Annotated in this window: 23 protein-coding genes; 19 read left to right on the top strand and 4 right to left on the bottom strand. The window is 57.3% G+C overall.

Annotated features, from left to right (window positions below; genetic code table 11):
* Nucleotides 1-14 precede the first annotated feature (14 nt).
* Nucleotides 15-1,001, top strand: a complete 987-nt coding sequence (locus HY17_RS15675) for a 5'-methylthioadenosine/S-adenosylhomocysteine nucleosidase (RefSeq protein ID WP_051600183.1) — start codon at nucleotides 15-17, stop codon at nucleotides 999-1,001.
* Between the two features lie 46 nt (nucleotides 1,002-1,047).
* Here the strand turns inward: HY17_RS15675 and HY17_RS15670 are convergent, their stop codons facing one another.
* From HY17_RS15670 to HY17_RS15655, 4 genes are all read right to left on the bottom strand, one after another.
* Nucleotides 1,048-1,821 (bottom strand): SDR family NAD(P)-dependent oxidoreductase, encoded by a 774-nt coding sequence (locus HY17_RS15670; protein WP_034768316.1) that lies wholly within the window; start codon nucleotides 1,819-1,821, stop codon nucleotides 1,048-1,050.
* Nucleotides 1,821-3,077 (bottom strand): acyl-CoA dehydrogenase family protein, encoded by a 1,257-nt coding sequence (locus HY17_RS15665; protein ID WP_034768314.1) that lies wholly within the window; start codon nucleotides 3,075-3,077, stop codon nucleotides 1,821-1,823. The genes HY17_RS15670 and HY17_RS15665 overlap by 1 nt, the downstream gene beginning before the upstream one ends.
* Before the next feature lie 15 nt (nucleotides 3,078-3,092).
* The gene (locus HY17_RS15660; protein WP_034768313.1) at nucleotides 3,093-4,217 is read right to left on the bottom strand and encodes an acyl-CoA dehydrogenase family protein; all 1,125 of its coding nucleotides are present in this window, start codon (nucleotides 4,215-4,217) and stop codon (nucleotides 3,093-3,095) included.
* Nucleotides 4,218-4,319: 102 nt separating this feature from the next.
* Entirely contained in the window at nucleotides 4,320-5,117 is a 798-nt protein-coding gene (locus HY17_RS15655; RefSeq protein WP_034768311.1) for an enoyl-CoA hydratase/isomerase family protein, read from the bottom strand.
* Nucleotides 5,118-5,398: 281 nt separating this feature from the next.
* On the opposite strand from HY17_RS15655, the gene HY17_RS15650 reads away from it, so the two are divergent.
* From HY17_RS15650 to HY17_RS15565, 18 genes are all read left to right on the top strand, one after another.
* Entirely contained in the window at nucleotides 5,399-7,438 is a 2,040-nt protein-coding gene (locus tag HY17_RS15650; protein WP_034768309.1) for an FAD-dependent oxidoreductase, read from the top strand.
* 68 nt (nucleotides 7,439-7,506) lie between these two features.
* Complete coding sequence (locus HY17_RS20585) at nucleotides 7,507-7,923, top strand: hypothetical protein (protein ID WP_233348838.1); 417 nt, start codon at nucleotides 7,507-7,509, stop codon at nucleotides 7,921-7,923.
* Nucleotides 7,920-8,171, top strand: a complete 252-nt coding sequence (locus HY17_RS15640; protein ID WP_034768307.1) for a hypothetical protein — start codon at nucleotides 7,920-7,922, stop codon at nucleotides 8,169-8,171. Before HY17_RS20585 ends, HY17_RS15640 begins: the two co-directional genes overlap by 4 nt.
* A gap of 16 nt (nucleotides 8,172-8,187) precedes the next feature.
* Nucleotides 8,188-9,882 (top strand): amidohydrolase family protein, encoded by a 1,695-nt coding sequence (locus HY17_RS15635; protein WP_034768306.1) that lies wholly within the window; start codon nucleotides 8,188-8,190, stop codon nucleotides 9,880-9,882.
* A complete protein-coding gene (locus tag HY17_RS15630; protein WP_034768305.1) occupies nucleotides 9,879-10,847 on the top strand; it encodes an alpha/beta fold hydrolase in 969 nt (322 codons plus the stop codon). The genes HY17_RS15635 and HY17_RS15630 overlap by 4 nt, the downstream gene beginning before the upstream one ends.
* Before the next feature lie 7 nt (nucleotides 10,848-10,854).
* Nucleotides 10,855-12,375, top strand: coding sequence for an NAD(P)/FAD-dependent oxidoreductase (locus HY17_RS15625; RefSeq protein WP_034768304.1), 1,521 nt, complete (start codon nucleotides 10,855-10,857; stop codon nucleotides 12,373-12,375).
* Nucleotides 12,372-13,064 (top strand): TetR/AcrR family transcriptional regulator, encoded by a 693-nt coding sequence (locus HY17_RS15620; protein ID WP_034768303.1) that lies wholly within the window; start codon nucleotides 12,372-12,374, stop codon nucleotides 13,062-13,064. The genes HY17_RS15625 and HY17_RS15620 overlap by 4 nt, the downstream gene beginning before the upstream one ends.
* A gap of 233 nt (nucleotides 13,065-13,297) precedes the next feature.
* Complete coding sequence (locus HY17_RS15615) at nucleotides 13,298-14,314, top strand: AraC family transcriptional regulator (protein WP_034768302.1); 1,017 nt, start codon at nucleotides 13,298-13,300, stop codon at nucleotides 14,312-14,314.
* 214 nt (nucleotides 14,315-14,528) lie between these two features.
* Nucleotides 14,529-14,984 (top strand): (2Fe-2S)-binding protein, encoded by a 456-nt coding sequence (locus HY17_RS15610; protein ID WP_034768301.1) that lies wholly within the window; start codon nucleotides 14,529-14,531, stop codon nucleotides 14,982-14,984.
* A gap of 14 nt (nucleotides 14,985-14,998) precedes the next feature.
* Nucleotides 14,999-17,185 carry a molybdopterin cofactor-binding domain-containing protein gene (locus HY17_RS15605; protein ID WP_034768299.1) on the top strand — a complete coding sequence of 729 codons (2,187 nt, stop codon included), beginning with the start codon at nucleotides 14,999-15,001 and terminating at the stop codon, nucleotides 17,183-17,185.
* A 2-nt stretch (nucleotides 17,186-17,187) separates the two neighbouring features.
* Nucleotides 17,188-17,520: a hypothetical protein gene (locus tag HY17_RS19650; protein WP_051600182.1), complete on the top strand. Its 333-nt coding sequence runs from the start codon at nucleotides 17,188-17,190 to the stop codon at nucleotides 17,518-17,520.
* Entirely contained in the window at nucleotides 17,517-18,794 is a 1,278-nt protein-coding gene (locus HY17_RS15595; RefSeq protein ID WP_081813190.1) for an NAD(P)/FAD-dependent oxidoreductase, read from the top strand. The genes HY17_RS19650 and HY17_RS15595 overlap by 4 nt, the downstream gene beginning before the upstream one ends.
* Nucleotides 18,791-19,246, top strand: a complete 456-nt coding sequence (gene soxX, locus HY17_RS15590) for a sulfur oxidation c-type cytochrome SoxX (RefSeq protein WP_034768297.1) — start codon at nucleotides 18,791-18,793, stop codon at nucleotides 19,244-19,246. Before HY17_RS15595 ends, soxX begins: the two co-directional genes overlap by 4 nt.
* On the top strand, nucleotides 19,246-19,725 hold the full coding sequence (locus HY17_RS15585) for a thiosulfate oxidation carrier protein SoxY (protein ID WP_051600181.1): 480 nt from the start codon (nucleotides 19,246-19,248) through the stop codon (nucleotides 19,723-19,725). The genes soxX and HY17_RS15585 overlap by 1 nt, the downstream gene beginning before the upstream one ends.
* A 15-nt stretch (nucleotides 19,726-19,740) precedes the next feature.
* Nucleotides 19,741-20,055: a thiosulfate oxidation carrier complex protein SoxZ gene (gene soxZ / locus HY17_RS15580; protein WP_034768295.1), complete on the top strand. Its 315-nt coding sequence runs from the start codon at nucleotides 19,741-19,743 to the stop codon at nucleotides 20,053-20,055.
* A complete protein-coding gene (soxA, locus tag HY17_RS15575) occupies nucleotides 20,052-20,840 on the top strand; it encodes a sulfur oxidation c-type cytochrome SoxA (RefSeq protein WP_034768294.1) in 789 nt (262 codons plus the stop codon). The genes soxZ and soxA overlap by 4 nt, the downstream gene beginning before the upstream one ends.
* Nucleotides 20,837-21,193 (top strand): winged helix-turn-helix domain-containing protein, encoded by a 357-nt coding sequence (locus tag HY17_RS15570; protein WP_034768292.1) that lies wholly within the window; start codon nucleotides 20,837-20,839, stop codon nucleotides 21,191-21,193. The genes soxA and HY17_RS15570 overlap by 4 nt, the downstream gene beginning before the upstream one ends.
* Before the next feature lie 38 nt (nucleotides 21,194-21,231).
* On the top strand, nucleotides 21,232-22,734 hold the full coding sequence (locus tag HY17_RS15565) for an NTP transferase domain-containing protein (RefSeq protein ID WP_034768455.1): 1,503 nt from the start codon (nucleotides 21,232-21,234) through the stop codon (nucleotides 22,732-22,734).
* The last annotated feature ends 10 nt before the right edge of the window (nucleotides 22,735-22,744 follow it).

Raw genomic sequence — 22,744 nt, 5'->3', positions numbered from 1 at the left:
GGCGGCCGCATAGCATGCAACGGATACTTCTTCGCGCGCTGACGCCTCTGTTGCTGTGTATGATGGCGGCATTTTCCAGCGCCTGCACAATGCCTCCGCCAGGAACAGCCATCCAGCCGTGCACTGACGAAGCAGCATACGGCGCGCGCCTATTCGATGAACGGCCCAGAATTGCGGTCGCCACGGCATATGCCCCCGAATTCTCCGTCCTCCTTCCTTCCCTCGAGGGTGCGGAAGAATACCAAATTCACGGCGTCTCATATTGGACCGGCGAGTTGGGCGGCCAGCCAGTGGTGCTGTTCATGACCGGCGTCAGCGTCGTCAACGCGACGATGAACACCCAGAGACTTCTCGATGATTTCAATATCACGGATATCGTGGTCAGCGGTGTTGCTGGAGGCGCGGACCCGAGCCTGTCGATTGGCGATGTCATCGTTCCCGCGCGATGGGCAAAGTATGATGAAACCACTTATTTACGGGAAACGGTGCCCGGTGTTTTTACCGCGCCTTTTCCGGGGGTCCGCCCTTTAGTTCCGCCCTACGGCTTCATCGGAACACGCGGTGTTCGGGTCACAACCACCAACGACCCCACGCCCGCCCCCAGACTCTGGTTTGAAGTAAATTCCGATCTGCTTGCGATTGCCAGTACAGCCTCGGCAAAAGCGGAGCTCAAACGTTGTGACACAGACAATCTCTGTTTACCCACCGAACCCAGCTTCCACTTTGGTGGGTCCGGTGTTTCTGGCTCTGTATTCATGGATAATGCCGATTACCGGAATTATCTCCATGAAACTTTTGACGCACAGGTCATAGAAATGGAGACCGCTGCCATCGCGATGGTCGCCTATTCAAATGATGTCCCGTTTATCGCGTTTCGCAGCGTCTCGGACCTTGCCGGTGGCGGAACAGCCACGCAAAATGAGATCCGGGCATTCGAGCATCTCGCAGCCAGGAACTCCGCCGCACTTGTGATCGCTTTCATGGAACACTTTCCAAAGTGATAGGCTTTGGAAAGTGTTTTGCCTTGCCAGCCCTAAAAGGCGCCGATTACCGGGCGCCTTGTCCGTCATCGACGCGAATGCACGTACCAGTCACAGCATCTGACGCCGGGCTCACAAGATAGAGCAATGTCGAGTCGAGTTGGGCAGGGTTGCCGATCCGCTTACGCGGAAAATGCTGGGCGATATCGCCCATCCGGCTCAACATTCCATCCATCATTTCTGATTCAAAGGCGCCCGGTGCAATCGCATTGACGTTGATGTTGTTGCGCGCCCATTCGACCGAAAGCGTCTCCGTTATCCGGACAACAGCTGCTTTCGACACGGAATAAAGCGCTGCACCTTCCCCGCGATAGCTATAAGCTGCAGAAGACGCGATATTGACGATACGTCCCGGATGTCCCGCAGCCATCAATCGCCGGGCGACTTCGCAGCTAAGGACGAATGGGGCACGCACGTTGATATCGAGCACACGATCGATCAGATCGATTTCCATCTTGTGCGCACGCTGTGCATCCGGAATGCCGGCATTGTTGACAAGTATTGTTACGAGCCCGAGTTCGGCCTCAGCCTTCGCGACGCTTGCGATCATCTGATCCGCATCGGTCGCGTCCATCTCGATGGCGACGGCGTCTCCACCATCTTTCCGTATTTCGTCAGCCAGCGCCTCCAGACGGTCGAGACGCCTGGCAGCCAGCGCGACCTTGGCCCCGCACTTCGCAAGGACCTTGGCAAAACGAAGACCAAGCCCGGACGATGCGCCAGTCACAAGCGCAGTTTGCCCTGACAGATCCGTCGAAGCGTTTGGAAGAGGATATTCCATTACTTACGTTTCCCACTTGTCGGTATTTCCTTGAACGGAACATTTTTGTCGACGCGAATGTCACCGGGCAGGCCGAGCACACGTTCCCCGATAATGTTGCGCAGGATTTCGTCTGATCCGCCCTCGATACGGGTCGCGGGCGATCGCATAAGCATGGATTGGAAGCGTCCATTCTGAGGACTACTCTCATCCCATAGAACGCCTGCCTGTCCCTGAAGATCCAGCGCATAGATCGAAAGGTCCTGCATCGTCGCACCCGCAACTAGCTTGCCGATCGAGTTCTCCGGTCCTGGCGTCTCGCCTTTCGACAGCGCCGTGATGGCACGCATGCCAGTATATTTAAGACCACTCTGACGCACAGCGAATTGAGCGAGTTTCGACCGAACGGATGAATCCTCAACCGCCGGGCGCCCATCCACTTCCGCCTCCATGCAGAACCGGAACAGTTCCGGGAAGCCAGCAGACATGCCGGAACCGATGGATAGGCGCTCGTTCATCAGTGTGGTCAACGAAACTTCCCATCCCTGCCCCACAGCGCCGAGGCGCTGCGTGTCTGGAATGCGAACATCTGTGAAATAGACCTCATTGAAACCGGAGGCACCATTTGCCTGTTTGATCGGCACGACCTCAACGCCCGGCGTCCTCATCGACAGGAAGAACATCGTCAGACCTTTGTGCTTCGGCACGTCCGGATCTGTCCGGGTAATCAGAAGCCCCCAGTCAGAATTCTGTGCCCCACTGGTCCAGATTTTCTGACCATTGATGATCCAGTCACCCGATCCGTCATCGGCTTTCACCGCACGGGTACGAAGGCCCGCCAGATCAGAACCGCCGGCCGGCTCCGAGAAGAGCTGGCACCAGATCTCCTCGCCGCTGGCGAGTGGCGGCAGGCGCTCGCGCTTCTGCTCTTCCGTCGCCCAGGCCATGACCGTCGGCCCACACATGCCGTGACCGATGGTGAACGGCCCCGACAGGGCAGCGTAAGGCCCTTCTTCCTGTCCCCAGATCACACGCTCAATCGGTGTGCGGGCAGCACCGCCATATTCCTTCGGCCAGTGGAGACAGGCCCAGCCTGCTTCGGCTTTTTTCTTCTGCCAGGCCTTGCCAGCGGCAATCGGGTCTTCGCTGACCACGCCGCTGGAACCAAAATTGGCGCGGCGCAGTTCAGCTTCCAGATGCTTCGGCGCATTGGCGTCGATCCAGGCCCGTACTTCCTTTCGGAAAGCTGCTTCTTCGGGTGTGTCTTCGAAATCCATGTCCCTGCCCTTTCCTTAAGCTGCTGTTTCGGCGTTGCCAGCGCTCATGCGCTCAATCAGTTCGCTTTCCCACGTGGAGAGCGATCCGAGGGCCAGCGCCAGACCATTGGACCGCCGGTAAAAGAGGTGGCAATCAAACGCCCAGGTGAAGCCCATGCCGCCATGCACCTGAATGTTATTCTTGGAGCAATGCTGGAAAGCCGTTGTTGCCGAGACCCGCGCCGTGGCTGCCGCGACAGGCAGCTCCGCCGGGCTCGAGCCGAGCGCCCAGGCACCATAGTAGCAGTTGGAACGCGCCAGCGTGGCAGACACATACATGTCCGCCAGCATGTGCTTGATCGCCTGGAAAGAGCCGATCGGGCGTCCGAAAGCCATACGCTCCAGCGCATAATCGCGCGCCATTTCCAGAGCCCGGTCAGCACCGCCCAATTGCTCGAACGCCATCAGGACCGCAGCACGATCGATCACTTGCGTCGCGATGTACCAGCCATCACCCGTCGCACCCAACGGCTCAACAGACACGTTTTCAAATGTGATGCGTGCCTGGCCACGGGTCGGGTCAATTGTCTCGAGCACCTCACGCGTAACGCCGTCACCTGCAAGAGAGGCAAGATACAGTGAAATGCCACCTGCCTCATCTCGTGCGGCAACAATAGCGAAGTCCGCGTCAAACCCATCGGCAACCGGCATTTTGGCGCCGGAGAGTTTCCCGCCTTTTACACTCGCAGCAATCTTGTCTGGTCGAACGCGTCCCTGGCCTTCGACCAGGGCGAAAGTCCCGACAGCTTCACCAGACGCCAGTTTTGGCAGCCATTCTGACTTCTGGTTCTCGGAACCTGCCAGCAGAAGAAACTCTGCCGCGAGATAGATTGAAGATGATACCGGCACGGGGGCGAGTACCCGGCCAAGTTCTTCCGCGACGACGCACAGTTCAAGATGGCCCAGACCAACGCCGCCATACTCCTCGGGAATGGCAGCGCCGAGCAGACCCATCTCGGCAAGTCCGGCGTAGAGCGATTTATCGTAACGCTCATCACCCTCAAGAATAGCCCGAACGGCTTCAGGTGGACATTTTTCGCTCAGGAAGCGGCGCACCTGATCGCGCAATTGCTTCTGCTCGTCGGAGAAGTCGAGGTTCAATTTACCCTCCCGGTTTTACGATTATCCGGAGTGTCCAAGTCCACCCGGCGCAGGTCAAGCCATGCCGCCAAGGCATCCTCTTTCTATTCCCGGTGCTCCCTATCAGGAGTAGTTTGGCTTCCGCTTTTCGAAGAACGCCGCAATGCCTTCCGCGAAATTGGGATCGTTGGCGGTCAGGATCTGATTACGATCTTCAATGGCCATTGCAGCTTCAAGACCTGCCACATCGACCGCAATATTCAGACCGTCTTTAGTGAGACGCAGTCCGAGCGGTGTTGCGTGAAGCATGTCTTCCACAAAGCCGTCCGCTTCTTTACGCATCTCACTGCCGTGAACGACCCGGTTAGCCAGACCAATATCCATTGCGCGCTGCGCCGAAATGAAACGCCCGGTCAGCATGTACTCGCTTGCCAGCGACATCCCGACCATACGCGGCAGGAAGTACGACACGCCCATGTCGCAGGAAGAGAGGCCAATCCGGATGAAGGCCGCATTCATGCGCGCATCTTCTGACAGGATCCGGATATCGGACGCCAGCGCCAGCGCGAATCCGCCGCCGCTCGCAGCGCCCTGAACAAGGCTGATAATCGGCTGCGGACATCGGCGCATTGCGACGTAGATCTCGGCAATGGAGCGTTGATTGTCGAGGCCCTGCTCGACGCTGCGTCTCCCGCGATTCTCGGAAGAGTCCTTGAGATCCAGACCTGCACAGAACGCCCGGCCAGCGCCTTCCAGCACGACGACGCGAACGGACCGGTCGAAATAGAGGGATTGAAAAACCTCTCGCAGCTCCGACACCATTTGAGGGTTCAAGGCATTCAGCCGATCAGGCCGGTTCATCTTGATATTAAGGACCTGGTCTTTCTGCTCCAGAATGAGCGCCTGATAATCTGACTTCATGGTGTCTGGCCTCCGTGTTTCCTCCTGCAGACTCTGAGGTGGAGAAGCACTTCAGCGCAAGGCCTTTCGTTGCGGAATGACGCTCCGTAGGCCTACGATCCCGCGCTGGAAACCAACAAACCAGCATTCCCCAAGGGCAAGCAAAAGTCACCCCATATTTGGTCCCAAGTACACGGAAAAAAGCTTGTGGAACCAACCAGACACCCCGTAACTTCACCCTCGGAAACGAAACGACAAATGCCCGCATTCGCGAGAAGCGCCAAAGAGCCACGAAGATCCCGATGACCATTGCGACAACCAAGTATCCCCACCTCTTTTCTCCGCTTCAGGTCGGAAAAACGACAATCAAGAACCGTGCGATCATGGGATCGATGCATACCGGTCTTGAGGAACAGGAGGATGGTCACATCCGCATGGCTGAGTTTTTCGCAGAACGGGCACGCGGTGGGATCGGCCTGATCATTACAGGCGGAATTTCCCCGAACGAAGAAGGTGGACTGGGCGCGAAACTCACAAACGCCGAGGAAGTCGCCCGGCACCGGGTCATTACGGATGCCGTTCATGAGGCCGCGCCAGACGCGCGGATATGTATGCAGATCCTGCATTCCGGTCCACTCGCGCCGCACGACAAATGCGTCGCCCCCTCACCCGTTAGGTCAAGGATCGCGCGCTTCGTTCCCAACGAACTTGACGAAGAAGGCATAGAAAAGCAGCTCTCCGATTTCGCCAACTGCGCCAAGTGCGCGAAGGACGCCGGCTATGACGGCGTTGAAATCATCGGATCCGCCGGATACCTGCTGTCGACCTTCCTGGTCCAGAAAACCAACCTTCGCACGGATCGCTGGGGCGGTTCATTCGAAAACCGCATGCGCTTTCCGCTGGAAGTGGTGCGCCGGGCCCGGGCGGCCGTTGGCGAAGACTTCATTATCATCTTCCGCATAGCTGCCATGGACATGCTGCAAGGTGGCATGTCGTGGGAAGAGATCGTGGAACTCGCCCACGAACTGGAAAAAGCGGGAGTTTCCATCATCTCCACGCATTTTACCTGGCATGAGTCAGCTGTCCCAACCATTGCCACGATGGTTCCCCGCGCAGCATTCACCAGCGTGACGGGGCGCCTTAAAAAAGCGGTCAACGTTCCAGTCATTACGAGCAATCGTATCAATATGCCGGATGTTGCAGAGGCTGTTCTGGAACGCGGGGATGCCGATCTGGTCTCCATGGCTCGCCCGATGCTCGCCGACTCCCAATTCATGAAGAAGGCGGCTGAAGGACGGGAAGACGAGATCAATACCTGCATCGCCTGCAACCAGGCGTGCCTGGATCACACGTTTGGCGGAAACCAGGAAGTCAGCTGTCTGGTCAATCCCCGCGCATGTCACGAGACCCAACTGGAGTACAAACCCACCAATGCACCGAAGCGCATTGCCGTTGTCGGCGCAGGCCCAGCGGGTCTCGCCTATTCTACAATTGCAGCGGAACGCGGACACGAAGTCGACCTGTTTGACCAATCCACCGAAATCGGCGGCCAATTCAATCTTGCGAAAAGAATTCCGGGTAAAGAGGAGTTTTACGAAACGCTACGGTACTTCAAGCGGCAGCTCGAAGTGACCGGCGTCAATGTGAAACTTGGGAAGCGTGTCGATTCCAACTTCCTCAAGTCGGGCGGCTATGACGAAATCATCTTCGCAACCGGCATCAGCCCGAGAACGCCAGCGATTGAAGGCATCGATCACCCAAGTGTTATCGGCTACATCGACGCGATCATGGGCAACAAGCCTATCGGAAAGCGCGTTGCGATTATCGGCGCTGGCGGTATCGGCTTCGACGTCGCCGAGCTCATCACGCATGTTGGCAAATCATCGGCGCTCGACATCGAAAAGTTTGCGAAAGAATGGGGCATCGACTTCAAGAACCACCCGCGAGGCGGCGTGACCGGCGTTGAGCCGATCGTCGAAGAATCTCCGCGGGAAGTCTGGCTGCTGCAGCGCAAGAACACGGCTGTTGGCCGAGGACTTGGCAAGACAACTGGTTGGACACACCGCCTGACGCTCAATCGCAAGGGCGTTCAGATGATACCGGGAGTCACATATGAACGGATCGACGACAAAGGCCTGCACTGCCTGATCGACGGACAACCCAAGACACTGGAAGTCGACACAATCATCCTGTGCGCCGGACAGGAGCCTCTGCGAGATGTGTACAGCGAGTTCGAAGGCGCAACGGACAATATAGCACTTGTCGGAGGCGCTTTCGAGGCCGCGGAACTCGATGCGAAGCGGGCTATCAACCAAGCCGCCCACATGGCGGCAGAAGTCTAAGCTCCCATAAGCAGCTGTCCGCTGCCTCATAATCTTATTGTGGCCATGCCAATTCTCGAGGGAATGGCATGGCCATTTTCGTTCTGAACACAAACATTGAACGACCGCCTCTCTCAGAATGCTCTGACCGATATCCGGACCGAGATCTGAGCTACCCCGACGTCACACCTATCGGGGCTTATCCGGCGCTTGCTGAAAATATTGGAACATGTTCTAGTTTTATTGAAAAGGGAGACAACGACATGCCAACCAGTCAGCTTTCAAGAGTCCGCAAGTCCATTTTGCCGGCTGCCGGCGACACATGGCAAAGTATTGCCAGTCGCGAACTTTCGGACATGAAGACTGAAGAGGGCGTGTCCAGCCTGCAAAGCTGGAACCTGCATGTTTTCATGCGCTCATCGGGCGCGGTTGGCGGCCCCAAGTCGGGCAACCCCATCTTGCCGAGCGATGTCATCTTCGTCGAACCACCCATGAGCGATGCATGAACACCGCCAAGATCCGGGAAGTGCACATTGCCGCTGCCCATGATGGTGAAGCGGAACTTCTGGTGACACTGGAATACGCCAATGGCGGCCGGACGCAGGTGACGCTCGACGAGTTCGCCGCTCGCGCCCTGCTCTCGAGCTGCCAGGCCGAGAGACCGGATGATCTCATCGGAGCCGACTGGGTGCTCGTGCGTGATGCCCTCATCGCCTCTTCAGAACGATACGCAGACAACACAACAAACGAATAAATGGGAGATAGTTGACATGTATGACCTGATCATCAGGAACGGTACGGTCGTCGATGGGTCCGGGCTACCAGCCTACAAGGCCGATATTGCTGTGCGCGGGAGCAAGATCGAAAAGATCGGCCGTATCTCGAACGCAGCAGCAAAGGAAATTGACGCCGATGGACGGATCGTGGCCCCGGGATTCATCGATCCGCACACGCATTTTGATGCCCAGCTATTGTGGGATGGCTTTGCGAAGCCTGCACTTTCTCATGGCGTGACAACCATCGTACCGGGGAATTGCTCACTGTCCCTCGCACCGCTCAAGGCCGAACATCGGATGAAACTGGTCGGCATGTTCAACCAGATCGAAGAGATGCCGCTCAAAGCCTTTGAAGAGGGCGTCGTCTGGGACTGGGAAACCTTTTCCGAATACATCACACGTATTCGCAAGGGGCTTGCCATCAACGTTGCCCCCCTGGTCGGACACAGCGTCCTGCGCCTGTGGGTGATGGGTGACGCAGCGATGGAGCGCACGGCAACCGACGCAGAAATTGCCGACATGCAGTCTGTCCTGCGTGAATGCCTGGACGCCGGCGCCATCGGACTGTCGACCAGTTATGTTGACATGGACGAAAAATTGCAGCCGGTCCCGAGCCGCCATGCCGATGCCGGTGAAGTTGATGCATTGGCCAGCGTTCTCGGAGAGTATGGCCGCGTGCTCCAGATCGTTCCGGAATTCTACGATCCGGACCTGACGATCGCGCGACTGGACCAGCTGGCAGAGCTTTCCCTGAAGTATGGCATTCCGACGACCTTCTCGCCCCTCTTTGTGAACGCCGACAATATGGATGCCGTCGACAAGGTCATCCGCCGGGTGGACGAACAGTTCGCGCGCGGTGCGCGCGTCTGGCCGCAGGTACAGACGCGACCGATCGACATCAGCTTCTGCTTCGCTGTGCCAAGTCTGCTCTTCATCCGCCTGCCGAGCTGGTATGGGGTCATGCGCTTTGGTACGCACGATCAGATCATGGCGGCATTCCGTGACGCGGAAACTCGCAAGAAGCTGGTCACCGAAGCTGCGCAGCAGGGCAATATGTGGCCGCTTCTGCGGCTCCGTCACGTAAACACGGCAGACAACCAGAAATATGTCGGCAAGACACTGGCCGAAATCGCCGAAATGCGGGGAACGACTCCAATTGACGCGATGATCGACCTATCACTTGAGGAAGATCTCGATGCGCATTTCATCGCCGCAAGCATGGGGCACAATTCGGACGACAAAGTCTCCAGCATGCTGAAACATTCTCGCGTCCACATTGGCGCGAGCGATGGAGGGGCGCACATCCTCTCATTCTCGACCTATGGCGATACGGGTTACCTTTTCGGTCATTTCGTTCGTGATCTGAAGGCGATGAGCATCGAAGAGGCAGTCAAGAAAGTTACCCACGATACGGCAGCCATCTGGGGCATTCCGGACCGCGGCGTGCTTCAAACGGGCTACGTTGCTGACATTGTCATTTTCGATCCGGACGCAATCGACCGGGGAGAAGAGATCTACGTTCAGGACGTGCCAGGCGACGGCAGCCGCTATGTCCGCGAATCCCACGGAGTAGACACGGTCATCGTCGGCGGAGGCATCGCCTGGTCTGCGGACGATGGTTATCAGGACACCCGTGGTGCTATCCTTCCCGGTGCTCAGGTTGACACACATCCGATGGAGGCAGCATGAGCCGGCCCGGCGTCACGCGAAGGCGCGTTGGGACGAACGGCATAAATCTGAATATTGCAGAAGCAGGTGAAGGCCCTCTTGTCCTGCTTCTGCACGGGTTTCCCGAGTCCTGGTATTCCTGGCGCCACCAATTCGAACCCCTTGCAACCGCTGGGTATCACGTCGTCGCTCCGGACATGCGGGGTTATGGCAAAAGCGACAAGCCTGAAGAGATTACCGCCTATAATCAGGTTGAGGTAGTAAATGACATCATCGGCCTCATCCCCGCGCTCGGATATGATGAGGCCATCGTGATCGGTCATGACTGGGGTGCTCCGACTGCCTGGGCGACTGCTCTGTTTCACCCCGACAAAGTACGCGCCGTTGGCGGACTATCGGTGCCATTCATGCCACGCTCTCCCGTACAGCCGATGCCTTTGATGCGGGAGATGTTCAAAGGCCAGTTCTTCTATCAGCTTTATTTCCAGGAACCCGGTGTCGCTGAAGCGGAATTCGAAGCAGACCTGAAGACCAGCCTCCGCAAGTTCCTTTGCATGGCTGGTGGGGAAACGGACCTGACCGCACTTCCACAGAAAGCGGAAGATGACGATCTGCTGTCCGGCCTGCCTGACCCGAAAACACTGCCCCTATGGCTGACTGAAGCGGATCTTGATTTCTACACAAATGAGTTTGCCAACTCCACTATGCGTGGTCCAATCAACTACTACCGCAATCATGACCTGACATGGGAAATGACCGACGGTGCGCCGACAGAGATCCACCAACCCGCCATGTTCGTGGCCGGCACGAATGACGGGGTGGTGATGATGGCGGCCGAGGCCATCAAGATGATGCCGCACTTCGTGAAGGATCTTCGCATCAATCATATGATCGAAGGCATCGGGCACTGGACGCAACAAGAAGCCCCCGACGAGGTCAATGCCCAGATATTGGCGTTCCTGAAAAGCGTGGACACCGGAAAGTGAAGCAGACATGACCGAAAAAGTCATTGTAATCGGCGCGGGGATCGGCGGACTTTGTACTGCGCTGATGCTTCAGCCAACGGGACGCGACATCCTTGTGCTCGAAAGGGACGGTCCTATCGGAAAGATTGAACCCGACGACCTGTTTCGCACCTGGAAAAGAACCGGTGTCGGTCATGTCCGGCAGAGCCACGCCTTCCTGGCCCGTCTTCGCACCATTCTGAAGGATGAGCATCCGGCCTTGCTGGACAGTCTCATGACTCATGGTGTTCGTGAGCTCACTTTCGATATGATGCTCACCGAGCAGCAGCAACAAAATTACCGGCCACAGCCTGAAGACAGTGATCTGACGATCATCACCAGCCGGCGCACAACGCTGGAAATGGTTATCCGCAGATACGTCGAATCTCTGCCGAATGTAGAAGTGCGGACCGGATTCTTCGTCTGTAAACTCATCACTGCGAAAGGCGCTGATGGGGTCTTCACAGTCAGCGGCGTCGAGGGCGAACAGGACGACACGCAGACTTCCATCGAGGCAGAGCTTGTTGTTGACGCCTCTGGCAAGGGCGGCTTCACCATGGAACAGCTGATGCAAGAAGGCGCGAACATACGTGAAGAAAGTGAAACCGCCGGGATCCTCTACTTTACCCGGCACTACCGCCTTCTGCCTGGCTGCGCCGAACCGGATCGCAAATCGAACCCACCCGCCTCCGGGGATCTGGGTTATCTGAAGTTTGGCGTCTTCCCCGGAGACAACGGAAACTTCTCCATTACCATCGCTCTGCCGGAAATCGAGATGGAGTTGCGGAAAAACATCCTCAACCCGGATATATTCCACCGCATCACACTAATGCTGCCGGGCCTTCGGCCATGGACCAACGAGGACCGGTCTGAGGCGACCAGCAAAGTCTTCGGCATGGGGGACCTGAACAATCGCTGGCGCGATACGGTTGTAGACGGAAAGCCTGCCGCGCTCGGTTATTTTCCGCTCGGCGACACATTGGTCCGGACAAACCCGCTCTACGGCCGGGGCTGCTCCTTCGCTGCAGTCAGTGCACAGCTGCTTCGCCAGACGCTCGAAGAGTCCGCTGACCCGACCAAACGCGCCATTGCATATCATGAGCGCATCCAGAGTGACCTCCGCCCCTATTACCTCAACCAACGAAAACAGGACCGGAGCGCGATACGGCGGGCTCAACGGAACCTGATGCCTGATGCGGCACAATCAGTCCGTTCGCGCGTGCTTGAGAGTTTCGCGGAAGACGGCGTGCGGATTGCCCTTCGATCCGATACCCGCCTGTTGCGCGAAGCGATGCGGGGATTCCACATGCTGGAACATCCGGATAAGTGGCTTGGCAAACCAGGTAATCTTGCAAAAGTGCTCTACTTTTGGGCTCGCGGAAAAAAAGCAAACGCGACAGCATACCCACCACCGCCTGGTCCGGAGAGAGCCGACATGCTGTCGGCGCTTCAAATCGACCCCCAAGCCGATATCATCCGTCTCAAGCAGGATGAGCATCTCGCATCATGACAAGCACCGCAACACTACCGGACATAGGACGCCGTGAGCGCGCGAAAGAAGAACGCCGCCAAAGGATTGTGCGCGCTGTGCGCGACCTCATTCGGGAGACAGGTGATACCAATCCTTCAATGCGGCTGATCGCCAGCCGCGCAGGCGTAAGCATCGCGACCGCCTATAATCTTTTTGGATCGAAGCAAGCCGTCGTCCTGGCCGTTCTGGAAGACCGGCAGAACTTCATCGAGAGATTTGCTTCACTGAAAGCCAGGAACCCGCTCGATCTGGTGTTTGCTGCGCACGAACTTGCTGTCAGCTATTATACGCAAGACCCGGAATTCTATCGCCCCCTTTGGCGGGCGCTCCTTGACACAAGCGGCAAGAGCGACGCCAGCATTGTGCCACCCGAACGCCAGGCTGAAACTCGCGCCGCGTGGCGCACCATTCTTCTGCAAGCCCAGAATGAAGGCTATCTCGATCAGGCAGAATCAATTGAATGGCTGGAGCGCAGCCTGACCCACAGCGCGACAGGCGCCATGCTTTCCTGGGCCACCGAAGCACTTCCTACGGATGCCCTGCTGCCGTCTGCCGGTCTGGGCTACGCCTACATTTTGAATACCACCGCAACCGGAAAGGGTCGGCCAACACTCAAACAACGTATCGAGACATACAAAAAATCACTGCCGCAGACAGAACGCAAGTGAATTGGGCGATACACTTTTAGTCTCCACACGAACCTAATACGCGCGTGGCGCATTCACACAGAATATTGGTGGTCACTTTCAAACTTGCCAGAAGTCCGTTGGCGTCGCGTCGGACAGAAATACAGCGCAGACCGGACGAATGAGGGGTTGAGCCTCGCGAAAAACTGCCTATTGGAAGGTATCGTGATCGGATCGGGGGATCACACAGCCGGCGAATGAGAGACTTGGGGGACATGACCTACGTCGCGTCAATGTTTGTGAAGAAGATGATCGATCAGGCGCCAGAGTCGCTTGATCGAGCGGAGCTGTTCGCGGGCATGGGCATAACCGAAGAAGAAGCATCGAACCCAAATACGGTGGTTCTTGACACCCAGTATTATGCGCTGCTCGAAACCATTGCGGCGGCGGAAGCACCGGACATCAGCTTTCACCTTCGCACATCTGCAGCGATGACCTGCGCTGATTTCGGCGCTGTAGGCCTCGCCTGGAAGTGTGCTCCGACGCTGCGCCGTTCCTTTCAGCGGATGGACCGGTACGCGCGCGCTTACAACACAACAGCCACTTTTCGGCTTGTCGAAAAGGACGGTTTCAGCATGTGGACCCACCAGCGGCTCGAACCCAAGCGGCTGGGCATGTATCTATCAACTGAAGGCACCTTGGGAACCTATGTCGCCATGTGCCGGGAAACGACTTTCCCGGAAAACAAACCCCACGCAGTCCAGTTTCGTCACCCTGAACCTGCGGGATCCCTGGAGGCGCTGGAGGCCTACTTCAGATGCCCCGTGACGTTCGGTGCGGAAATTGATGCGATCGTTTTGCCAGAGGAGCGCCTCGATCGGAAAAATACCGTTGGGGATGAGAGTATCTGGCGCTTTCTGACGTCCCATATTGAGGAGACCATGCTCGATGATGATCATGAGGAAGCACTGGATCGTCAGGTTATCGTCCAGATCGCCAATACGCTGAGCGAAGGGATTCCCACGCTGGCAGATATCGCATCGGGAATGGGTATGAGCGCCCGGACCCTTCAGCGCCGCCTCGCCGATCAGGGGCACACATTTCAGTCTCTCGTTGACGAGGCGCGCTGGCAACTCGCCGAAAAGTTTCTGACCGACACCCGATACTCGATCGCCCAGGTCGCTTTCCTGACCGGATTTTCCGAGCAAAGCGCCTTCACCCGAGCGTTCAAACGATGGGCAGGAAAAACCCCTGGCTCGTATCGTGATGAAGCCCACGAAAATCGCCTGTGATTCGAGACAGGCGTTTCGCCTCTAAAACTTTATGCATTTTGCAGGAATCACGAGTTGGAGTTTTGGTAAGGCCCCAAAAGCCACTCAATCCAAACCCTGCATTCAGCCTTTATGGCCAGCACCCAAAAAATAAAAAGCACCGGGGCGTGCAATACGTTCGTGATTGGAATAGTGTTCACCTAGCGGAACTATCTCGAAAACTCGGAGCATTCAAATGGCAACACTCAAGGTCAATGGGCAGGTGATGACAGTTGATGTTGATGATTCAACGCCTCTGCTCTGGGTCATTCGCGAACAACTCGGGCTTACCGGCACGAAATACGGTTGCGGCATCGCCGAATGCGGCGCCTGCACGATCCATATCGACGGTCAGGCCGTCCGGTCCTGTGTTTATCCAGTAGGCGCGCTTGCGGGTGACGAGGAGATCACCACAATCGAAGGCCTGTCAGAAGATGGCAGTCATCCGGTCCAGCAAGCCTGGGTCGAGCTTGATGTGCCTCAGTGCGGCTTCTGCCAGCCGGGCATGATCATGGCCGCCGCCGGTCTGCTGAACGACAATCCAGATGCCTCGGATGAAGACATCGACGCTACGATCACAAATATTTGCCGGTGCGGAACGTTCACCCGCGTCCGCAAAGGCATTCACCTTGCCAAGACGAAGAAAGCCTGAGGAGGACTGAAAAAATGACTACTGTACCAGGTCTTTCCCGTCGCGGATTTATTGTCGGAACCGGAGCCACCGGCCTAACCATCGGCATTCTTGCTGCTTGTGGACCGGGCGGAAAAGACGCTCCGGCAGAAGCTGGCCCACCGCCACCGGAAGTGAATGCATGGGTCCATATCGGAACCGATGATATCGTCACCGTTCGCATCGCCCGCTCTGAAATGGGTCAGGGTACGCTGACCGGCCTCGCGCAATTGGTCGCCGAGGAATTGGAATGCGATTGGGACTATGTGAAAACGGAATACCCCACGCCTGGTCAAAACCTTGCCCGTGACCGCGTATGGGGCGACTTCCTTACGGGTGGCAGCCGGGGTATCCGCACCAGCCATGACTATGTCCGGGAAGGCGGCGCCGCCGCTCGTATGATGCTGGTGCAGGCGGCTGCAAATCGTTGGGGTGTGCCAGTCGAAGAATGCTCCGCAGCAAAGAGCATCATCACACACAGTCCATCCGGCAAGACTCTGCGCTTCGGAGAAGTCGTTGCCGACGCCGCAGAACTGCCGGCCCCCGAGAGCGTGACGCTGAAAGACCCGTCCGAATGGAAGATTGTCGGGCAATCGGTTCAGCGGCTGGATACGGTGGACAAAGTCACCGGCAAGCAACAGTACACGACCGACATGAAAATGGACGGCATGCTGAACGCCGCAGTGAAAGCCGCACCGAAACGTGGCGGATCACTCAAATCGTTCGATGCAGAAGCCGTCAGCTCCATGCCGGGCGTCAAAGCGGTCGTCCAGGTAGACGACACGTCCGTAGCCGTCGTTGCAGACTATTGGTGGCAGGCCAAGACAGCCCTGGATACTCTTCCTATCGAATGGGAAGATGGCGAAGGCTCCAACTTTTCAAGCTCTGCATTCGAAGCAGATCTCGATGCTGGCCTGACGGCCAGCGAGACTTTTGTCGGCAATCAGGCGGGCGACGTGGATGCCGCTTTTTCCAATGCCGCGCAGGTAATTGAAGCAAAATACAATGCACCCCATCAGAACCATGCCTGCATGGAGCCGATGAATGCCATTGCCGTCTGGACGCCAGAGAAGTGTGAGGTCTGGTGCCCCACGCAGAATGGTGAAGCCGCATTGGCCGCTACATCCGAAGCCGCGGATCTGCCTATCCAGAATTGTGAGGTTTACAAACAATTGCTGGGTGGCGGTTTTGGCCGCAAGGGGGCCTCGGACTATATTTCTCAGGCGGTGAAGATTGCCAAGCAAATGCCAGGTACACCGATCAAACTGCTCTGGTCTCGCGAAGAGGACATGGAACAGGGCTTCTTTCACCCGATCACCAAGGCTTACTGCCAGGGCGCGCTGGATGCCGACGGCAATTTGACTGGCCTGAAAATTCGCATTTCCGGTCAGTCCATCCTTGCCGGCATCATGCCGCAAGCCTTGACGGATGGTGCCGACATGATCGTGTTCCAGGGATTGCTTCCATCCGGTGTGGATGCGCGCGTCGAAGACCAGACGATCAAGTACACTTTCCCTAACCTGCTGGTTGACCACGCGATGCGTAACCCGCCTGTCCGGCCCGGTTTCTGGCGCGGGGTGAATGCGAACCAGAACGCCATCTATCTGGAATGCTTCATGGACGAGCTTGCCCATGCGGCCGGCCGGGATCCGCTGGAGTTCCGTCTGGCGCACCTGAAGGACAGTCCGAAAATGGCAACTGTCCTGCAGGCTGTTGCGGACAAGTCCGGATGGGGCGCCGATGACGGGCTCTCCCGCGGCCTTTGCTGCTTCTACTCCTTCGGGAGCTACACGGCTGCTTGTGCAGAAGTGACAGTCGGCGATGACGGTGAGCTGAAAATGCACCGAATCGTTGCCGCTACTGACCCAGGCTACGGCGTCAACCCGCAGCAGATCGATGCTCAGGTCGCAGGGTCGTTCGTTTACGGCCTTTCCGCCATGCTGCATCAGGAAATCACATTCGAAGACGGTGAAACGCAGCAGAAGAATTTCAATACCTACAATTCGATGCGGATCGCCGAGATGCCTGAAGTGGAAACGCTCGTGATGCCCTCCGGTGGTTTCTGGGGTGGCGTGGGTGAGCCAACCATCGCTGTTGCACCTCCTGCAGTTCTGAACGCCATTTTTGCCGCCACCGGAAAGCGCATCCGGCAACTTCCGATCAAGGATCAGGCACTGAGATAGTCATGACACGGCAGCTTGGCGCGCTGACGATCATTGCCCTGTTCGTGGGCGCATGCGGTTCGACACCGGTCGAAACAGATTCGATCGAACTCAGTCCGATGGCGGATACGAGTTCCGCGGCAGTGCTTTCTGTCGCGTGCTCGGGCTGTCACGGTCCCACTGGCGGAGCGATTACCAGTCTTGAAGGCCGCTCATCGGCGGAACTCCGCGAAGCATTGCTGCGCTATCGTTCCGATGCCGACGGTGGAAGCGTCATGCATCGGATGATGAGAGGGTATTCAGAAGCCGATATTGAGACGATCAGCGCCTATCTGGCCGAAGGTGTTTCGGAATGACTACCCTTGTTCCGAACCGTCGCGACCTGCTCCTTACCCTGTCGGGAACGGGTCTGCTGGCCGCATTACCTTTGGCAGCCCATGCGCAGGTCCGGGCACGTCTCGTCATCATTGGCGGAGGCTTCGGCGGTGCCACGGCCGCCCGGTTTCTGAAGCGACTGCTTCCGGAAGCCGCCATTACGCTCATTGAAGCGAATCCCGAATACTATGCCTGCCCGTTCAGCAACCTCGTCGTTGCGGGCCTGCGCGATCTCTCGGCCCAACGTTTCAGCTACGACAGCCTAAAGGCCGAGGGAATCGAATTTGTTCAGGAACGCGCGACCGATGTAGATCCGGTGAGCCGGACCGTCACAGTCGAATCCGGCCGCGCGCTGACTTATGACAAATTGATCCTGTCGCCCGGAATTGATTTCAGATGGAACGCGATCGATGGCTACGACGAAGCCGCGGCGGAGGTCTTGCCGCATGCCTGGAAAGCTGGCCCCCAAACCGGACTGCTGCAGCAACAAATCCAGGACATGAAGGATGGCGGCGTGGTGGTCATGTCCGTCCCGCCTGCGCCATTCCGTTGCCCGCCGGGTCCGTATGAACGCGCCAGCTTGATCGCGCACTATCTCAAGACCCATAAGCCGAAGTCAAAACTCATCATCCTGGATGCCCAGGAGAAATTTTCAAAGCAGCCCTTGTTTGAGGACGCCTGGTCCAGCCTCTATCCCGGCCTTATCGAACGCTACGGAGCAAATGAGTTTGGCCGGGTCATTGCCGTGTCCCCCTCTTCCCGCACCCTATCGACAGAATTTGAAGACGTCAGCGCTGACGTCGCCAATGTGATCCCGCCACAGCACGCCGGCGTCATCGCTCATCGTGCTGGCGTCGCAGACATGACGGGATGGTGTCCGATTGATCCGATTGATTTCCGTTCCACGCTCCAACCCGACATTCACGTCATCGGCGACGCTACCATTGCTTCGCCAATGCCGAAGTCTGCTTTCTCGGCGAACCTGCAAGCCAAGGTATGCGCGATGCAAATTGCCAGAGCCCTCTCGGGAGAAGCAGTTGAACCCACCACCCTGACGAACACTTGCTACTCGTACATCTCCGACAGGAAAGCCGTGTCGATCACGGGCGTCTACACAAATGACGGTGGTTCTTTGCACTCGGTGGAAGGTGCGGGCGGCTTGAGTCCTCTCAATGCTGATCCCATTGTTCGTGAGAATGAAGCACTGCAGGCCAAGACCTGGTTCCGTACAATCACCAAACAGACTTTCGGATGAAAATAGCGCGTTCTTCGGCATTGCTCTTTCTCATCTTTCTATCCGCCTGTGGGCAGGCTTCGGAGGACCGTCTGGCTGGGCCTGTCGAGATATCAGGTGATGCAATCATCGAACCATTGAACGGTAAGCAGGGTGATCCTGTTCGGGGGGAACAGATATTCACTTCACGCGAAGCAGGGCACTGTGTTCTGTGCCACCAGGTGGCCCGCCTGGATGCGGAATTCCAGGGAAATGTCGGCCCTGTGCTCACTGGCATCGGCGCGCGCCTGTCCGTCGGACAGATCCGTTATCGCATTGTTGACGCCCAAGGCATTTGGCCAGACACTGTGATGCCATCCTATTATCGCACAGGCGGCCTCCGTCAGGTTGATCATGAATATCAGGGGGCTCCTGCCCTCAGCGCTCAACAGATCGAAGACATTGTTGCGTTTCTGGAATTGCAGACAAACTGATGCCACACGACGATCATGCACCTACGACATACCGCTGGACACGTCGCGCCTTCCTGGCTTCAACTGGTATTGTGTCGATCGCGTCCGCGCTTTCTCCGTTGGCATCCGCAACACCGGAAGACGCCGACCAGGCGATCCACGACATTTTCGGGGATCGGCCAATCAACAAAGGCAAGGTGACTGTCACCCTGCCCCCGATCGCTGAAAACGGGAATTCGGTTCCGGTTGGCATAACCGTAGATAGTCCCATGACGGATGAAAGCTTCGTCGAACAAATTGTCGTTCTCTCACCGCGTAATCCCATCGCCACAATCGCGAGGTTCCATCTGGGGCCACATACCGGGCGCGCCGAGATTTCGACACGCGTCCGGATGGCAGGCACCCAGACCCTTCGCGTCGTCGCCGAGATGAACGATGGCACGCTCTGGTCCGGCACAGGCAGCACATATGTCACACTCGCGGCGTGCATTATCGGTTAAGGAGGCGCAGCTGTAATGATCCGCATTTCAGCCCCGGATACAGCCTTCGAAGGTGAGGTCATCGAGCTCAAGGCGATGATCCAGCACCCTATGGAAACGGGCTATCGCCGCGATTCCAAAGGGGAGATCATTCCAACAGACATCATCAAGAGCTTCCGCTGCACATATGATGGCAATGTCATATTTGAAGCCGAGTTCTTCCCCGGCATCGCCGCCAATCCGTTCCTGACTTTTCATGCCCGTGCCTCGCACACAGGCAAGATAGAGTTTTCGTGGACGGATCAGCATGGAGAGCGCTGGGCCGAAGAACGGATGCTGACTGTGTCATGAGACGAGCCTACCTGTTGGCGCTCATCCTTACGGGTTGCAGCGAAAACCATGAACGGATTGCAGAGCAAAGCCAGATATCCTCCGCGGACCTACGGTCCGGCTATGAGTTCCTTCAGCCGGAGACCCAGGCCCTTCAGGACGACGCATTCGCTAATCCAGGATATCTCTGGGTCGACAAGGGAAAAGCCCTGTTCAATCAAAGTCCGGAGCATGGCGAGCCTGCCTGTTCGTCCTGCCACAGTGACGATAGCCGCCCGGTCTCGAAAGCTGCAGCACATTACCCGGCCATTGACGAGCAATCAGGCAAACTCGTGAACCTCGAGTCGCGAATAAATCTCTGCCGCGAACGTTACCAGGGTCTAGCACCCCTGGAATATGAAAGTGACGATCTGCTGGGCCTGACAGCCTACCTCTCCCACCTGGCACAGGGAGAGCCAGTGTCGGTGACGATCGATGGCCAGGCCAGGAAATACTACGACGCCGGAGAAGACTATTTCTTTCTGCGCAAAGGTCAGTTCAATCTTGCCTGCAGCCAGTGTCATAATGAACACTGGGGTGACAAGTTGCGCGGCGATACGATCAGTCAGGGACATGGCAACGCCTTTCCGGCTTACCGGATGGAGTGGCAGACATTTGGTTCGCTGCATCGTCGGCTGCGGGATTGCGATTCCGGAATCCGGGCTGAACCGCTTGAGTACGGATCCGAGACCTATACGGCTGTTGAACTCTATCTGGCGAAACGCGCCGAAGGGTTGGCCATGGAATCCCCGGGTGTAAGACGATGAATAAGCTTGGCAAACCTCACCTCAGCATCCGGATCGATCTGCCTGGCGGCGGACGGTTCGGGCCGGGAAAGGCCGCTCTGCTGGACGCGATCGCGGATCTCGGCTCCATCAACAAAGCAGCCTCCCAATTGGGGATGTCATACCCACGCGCCAAGAAGCTCGTTGAAGCAATGAACCGGGACTTCGGTGTTCCTCTCGTCATTTCGGCTCAAGGCGGCGCGGATGGTGGTGGTTCCTACCTGACGGAAGCCGCTCAAGATATTCGGACGCATTATCGGGAACTGTGCAAACGATCACTTGCGCACAACAAAGAGCTCCTGACGAAGTTTGAGCCTTCAAAATCACGTCATTAGGGCTGTCGCATTATAAATCACCATTTATAATGCCTTCGATGGCCAACCCTTTGCACCCCTACGCAGAACACCCGCAGGATGTGCTGGGTCAGTGGCTGGCCTGGCGCCAGACCGGACCGGTTGCGCTCGTGGTGGTCACCTTTACTGCGGGCGGAAGTGTCCGCTCCCCAGGCGCATTGATGGCCGTTACAGAGGATGGACGCCGCTGCGGTTACATTTCCGGTGGCTGCGTCGACGCCGATGTGGTGCTGCATGCGCAAGAAGCTCTCGCAGAAAACAAGATTCTGTCATTGCGATACGGGGTTGGTTCTCCCTTTATCGACATGCCGCTTCCTTGTGGTGGCGCCATCGAAATATCGATCCTGCCCGACGCCAATGAAGAGAAACTGCAGCTTTGTCATGACGCCTTGAGCGCCCGCGCAAATGCGACGCTCTGCCTGCCGGAATTGTCGGCCTCATTCGCATACTGCCCAAAACTCCGTATCAGGATTGCAGGACGCGGCGCCGATGCGCTCGCGCTTGCCAGACTTGTCCGGGCGAGCGGCTATGAACTGACCCTCCAGCTGCGTGACGGGGAAGATATCGAAGAAGCCCAGCGCGACGGCTTCAATGATGTCACTGCCCTGAAAACTCCCCAGGATTTGCCACTCTCATCCGATGACGCCTGGACCGCATTCATTCTGATGTTCCATGATCCAGACTGGGAAGTAGCGCTCCTAAAGCAAGCCTTGCAAGGTCAGGCCTCTTACATTGGCGCGGTTGGCAGCCGAAAAACACAATCCCGCCGCCGGACGCGGCTGGAACAGGAAGGCGTCGAACCGGTACAAATCTCACGCGTGCGCGGCCCGGTTGGCCTCGTCCCCTCCATGCGGGATGCCTCGATGCTTGCCGTTTCGACGCTCGCTGAAATCATCGGCGCTTATCGGGAAGTACAAAACACTTCGCTCGCTGACACAGGCATCATCCTTCTGGCGGCCGGGAAATCCGAACGCTTTACGGAAGGTGACAAATTGCTTTCATCCCTCGCCGGCAAGCCGGTTCTTGGTCACGCGGCAGCCCTGCTGGAAGGTCAGCCGGTTGCAGCCCGTATCGCCGTGATTGGCCCCGGTCAAAGCGAGCGTCATGAGTTACTTCAATCCGCAGGGTGGCAGGTCATCGAAAACAGGGATGCCGCGGCGGGTCAGTCGACATCATTGAAAGCTGGCATCAAAGCAGCCGCCGCACTGCCGGACGTGGAGCACGCGCTGGTACTGCTCGCCGACATGCCTTTCATCACCAATGCGCACCTGAACAGACTTCGCCAAACGATGACGCCGGAAACGCAAGCCGTCATGTCGAGCGCGCGCGAGGCCAGTTGCCCGCCTGCAATCTTTTCAAGATCCACATTTGATCAGCTCACGAATTTAGCCGGTGATATGGGCGCCAGGCAGGTATTCATGTCTCTCGACCGAACGAAAACAGTGCGCCTGCCGGAAAGCGACGCACTCGATATCGACACAACCGAAGACCTGGCCCGGGCAACCGGCACGCTTTCAGCCTAGGAGTGCGAGG

It is taken from the genome of Hyphomonas sp. CY54-11-8, from assembly GCF_000682735.1.
Classification (GTDB): domain Bacteria; phylum Pseudomonadota; class Alphaproteobacteria; order Caulobacterales; family Hyphomonadaceae; genus Hyphomonas.
This window is presented reverse-complemented; position numbering and strand designations above follow the sequence as displayed.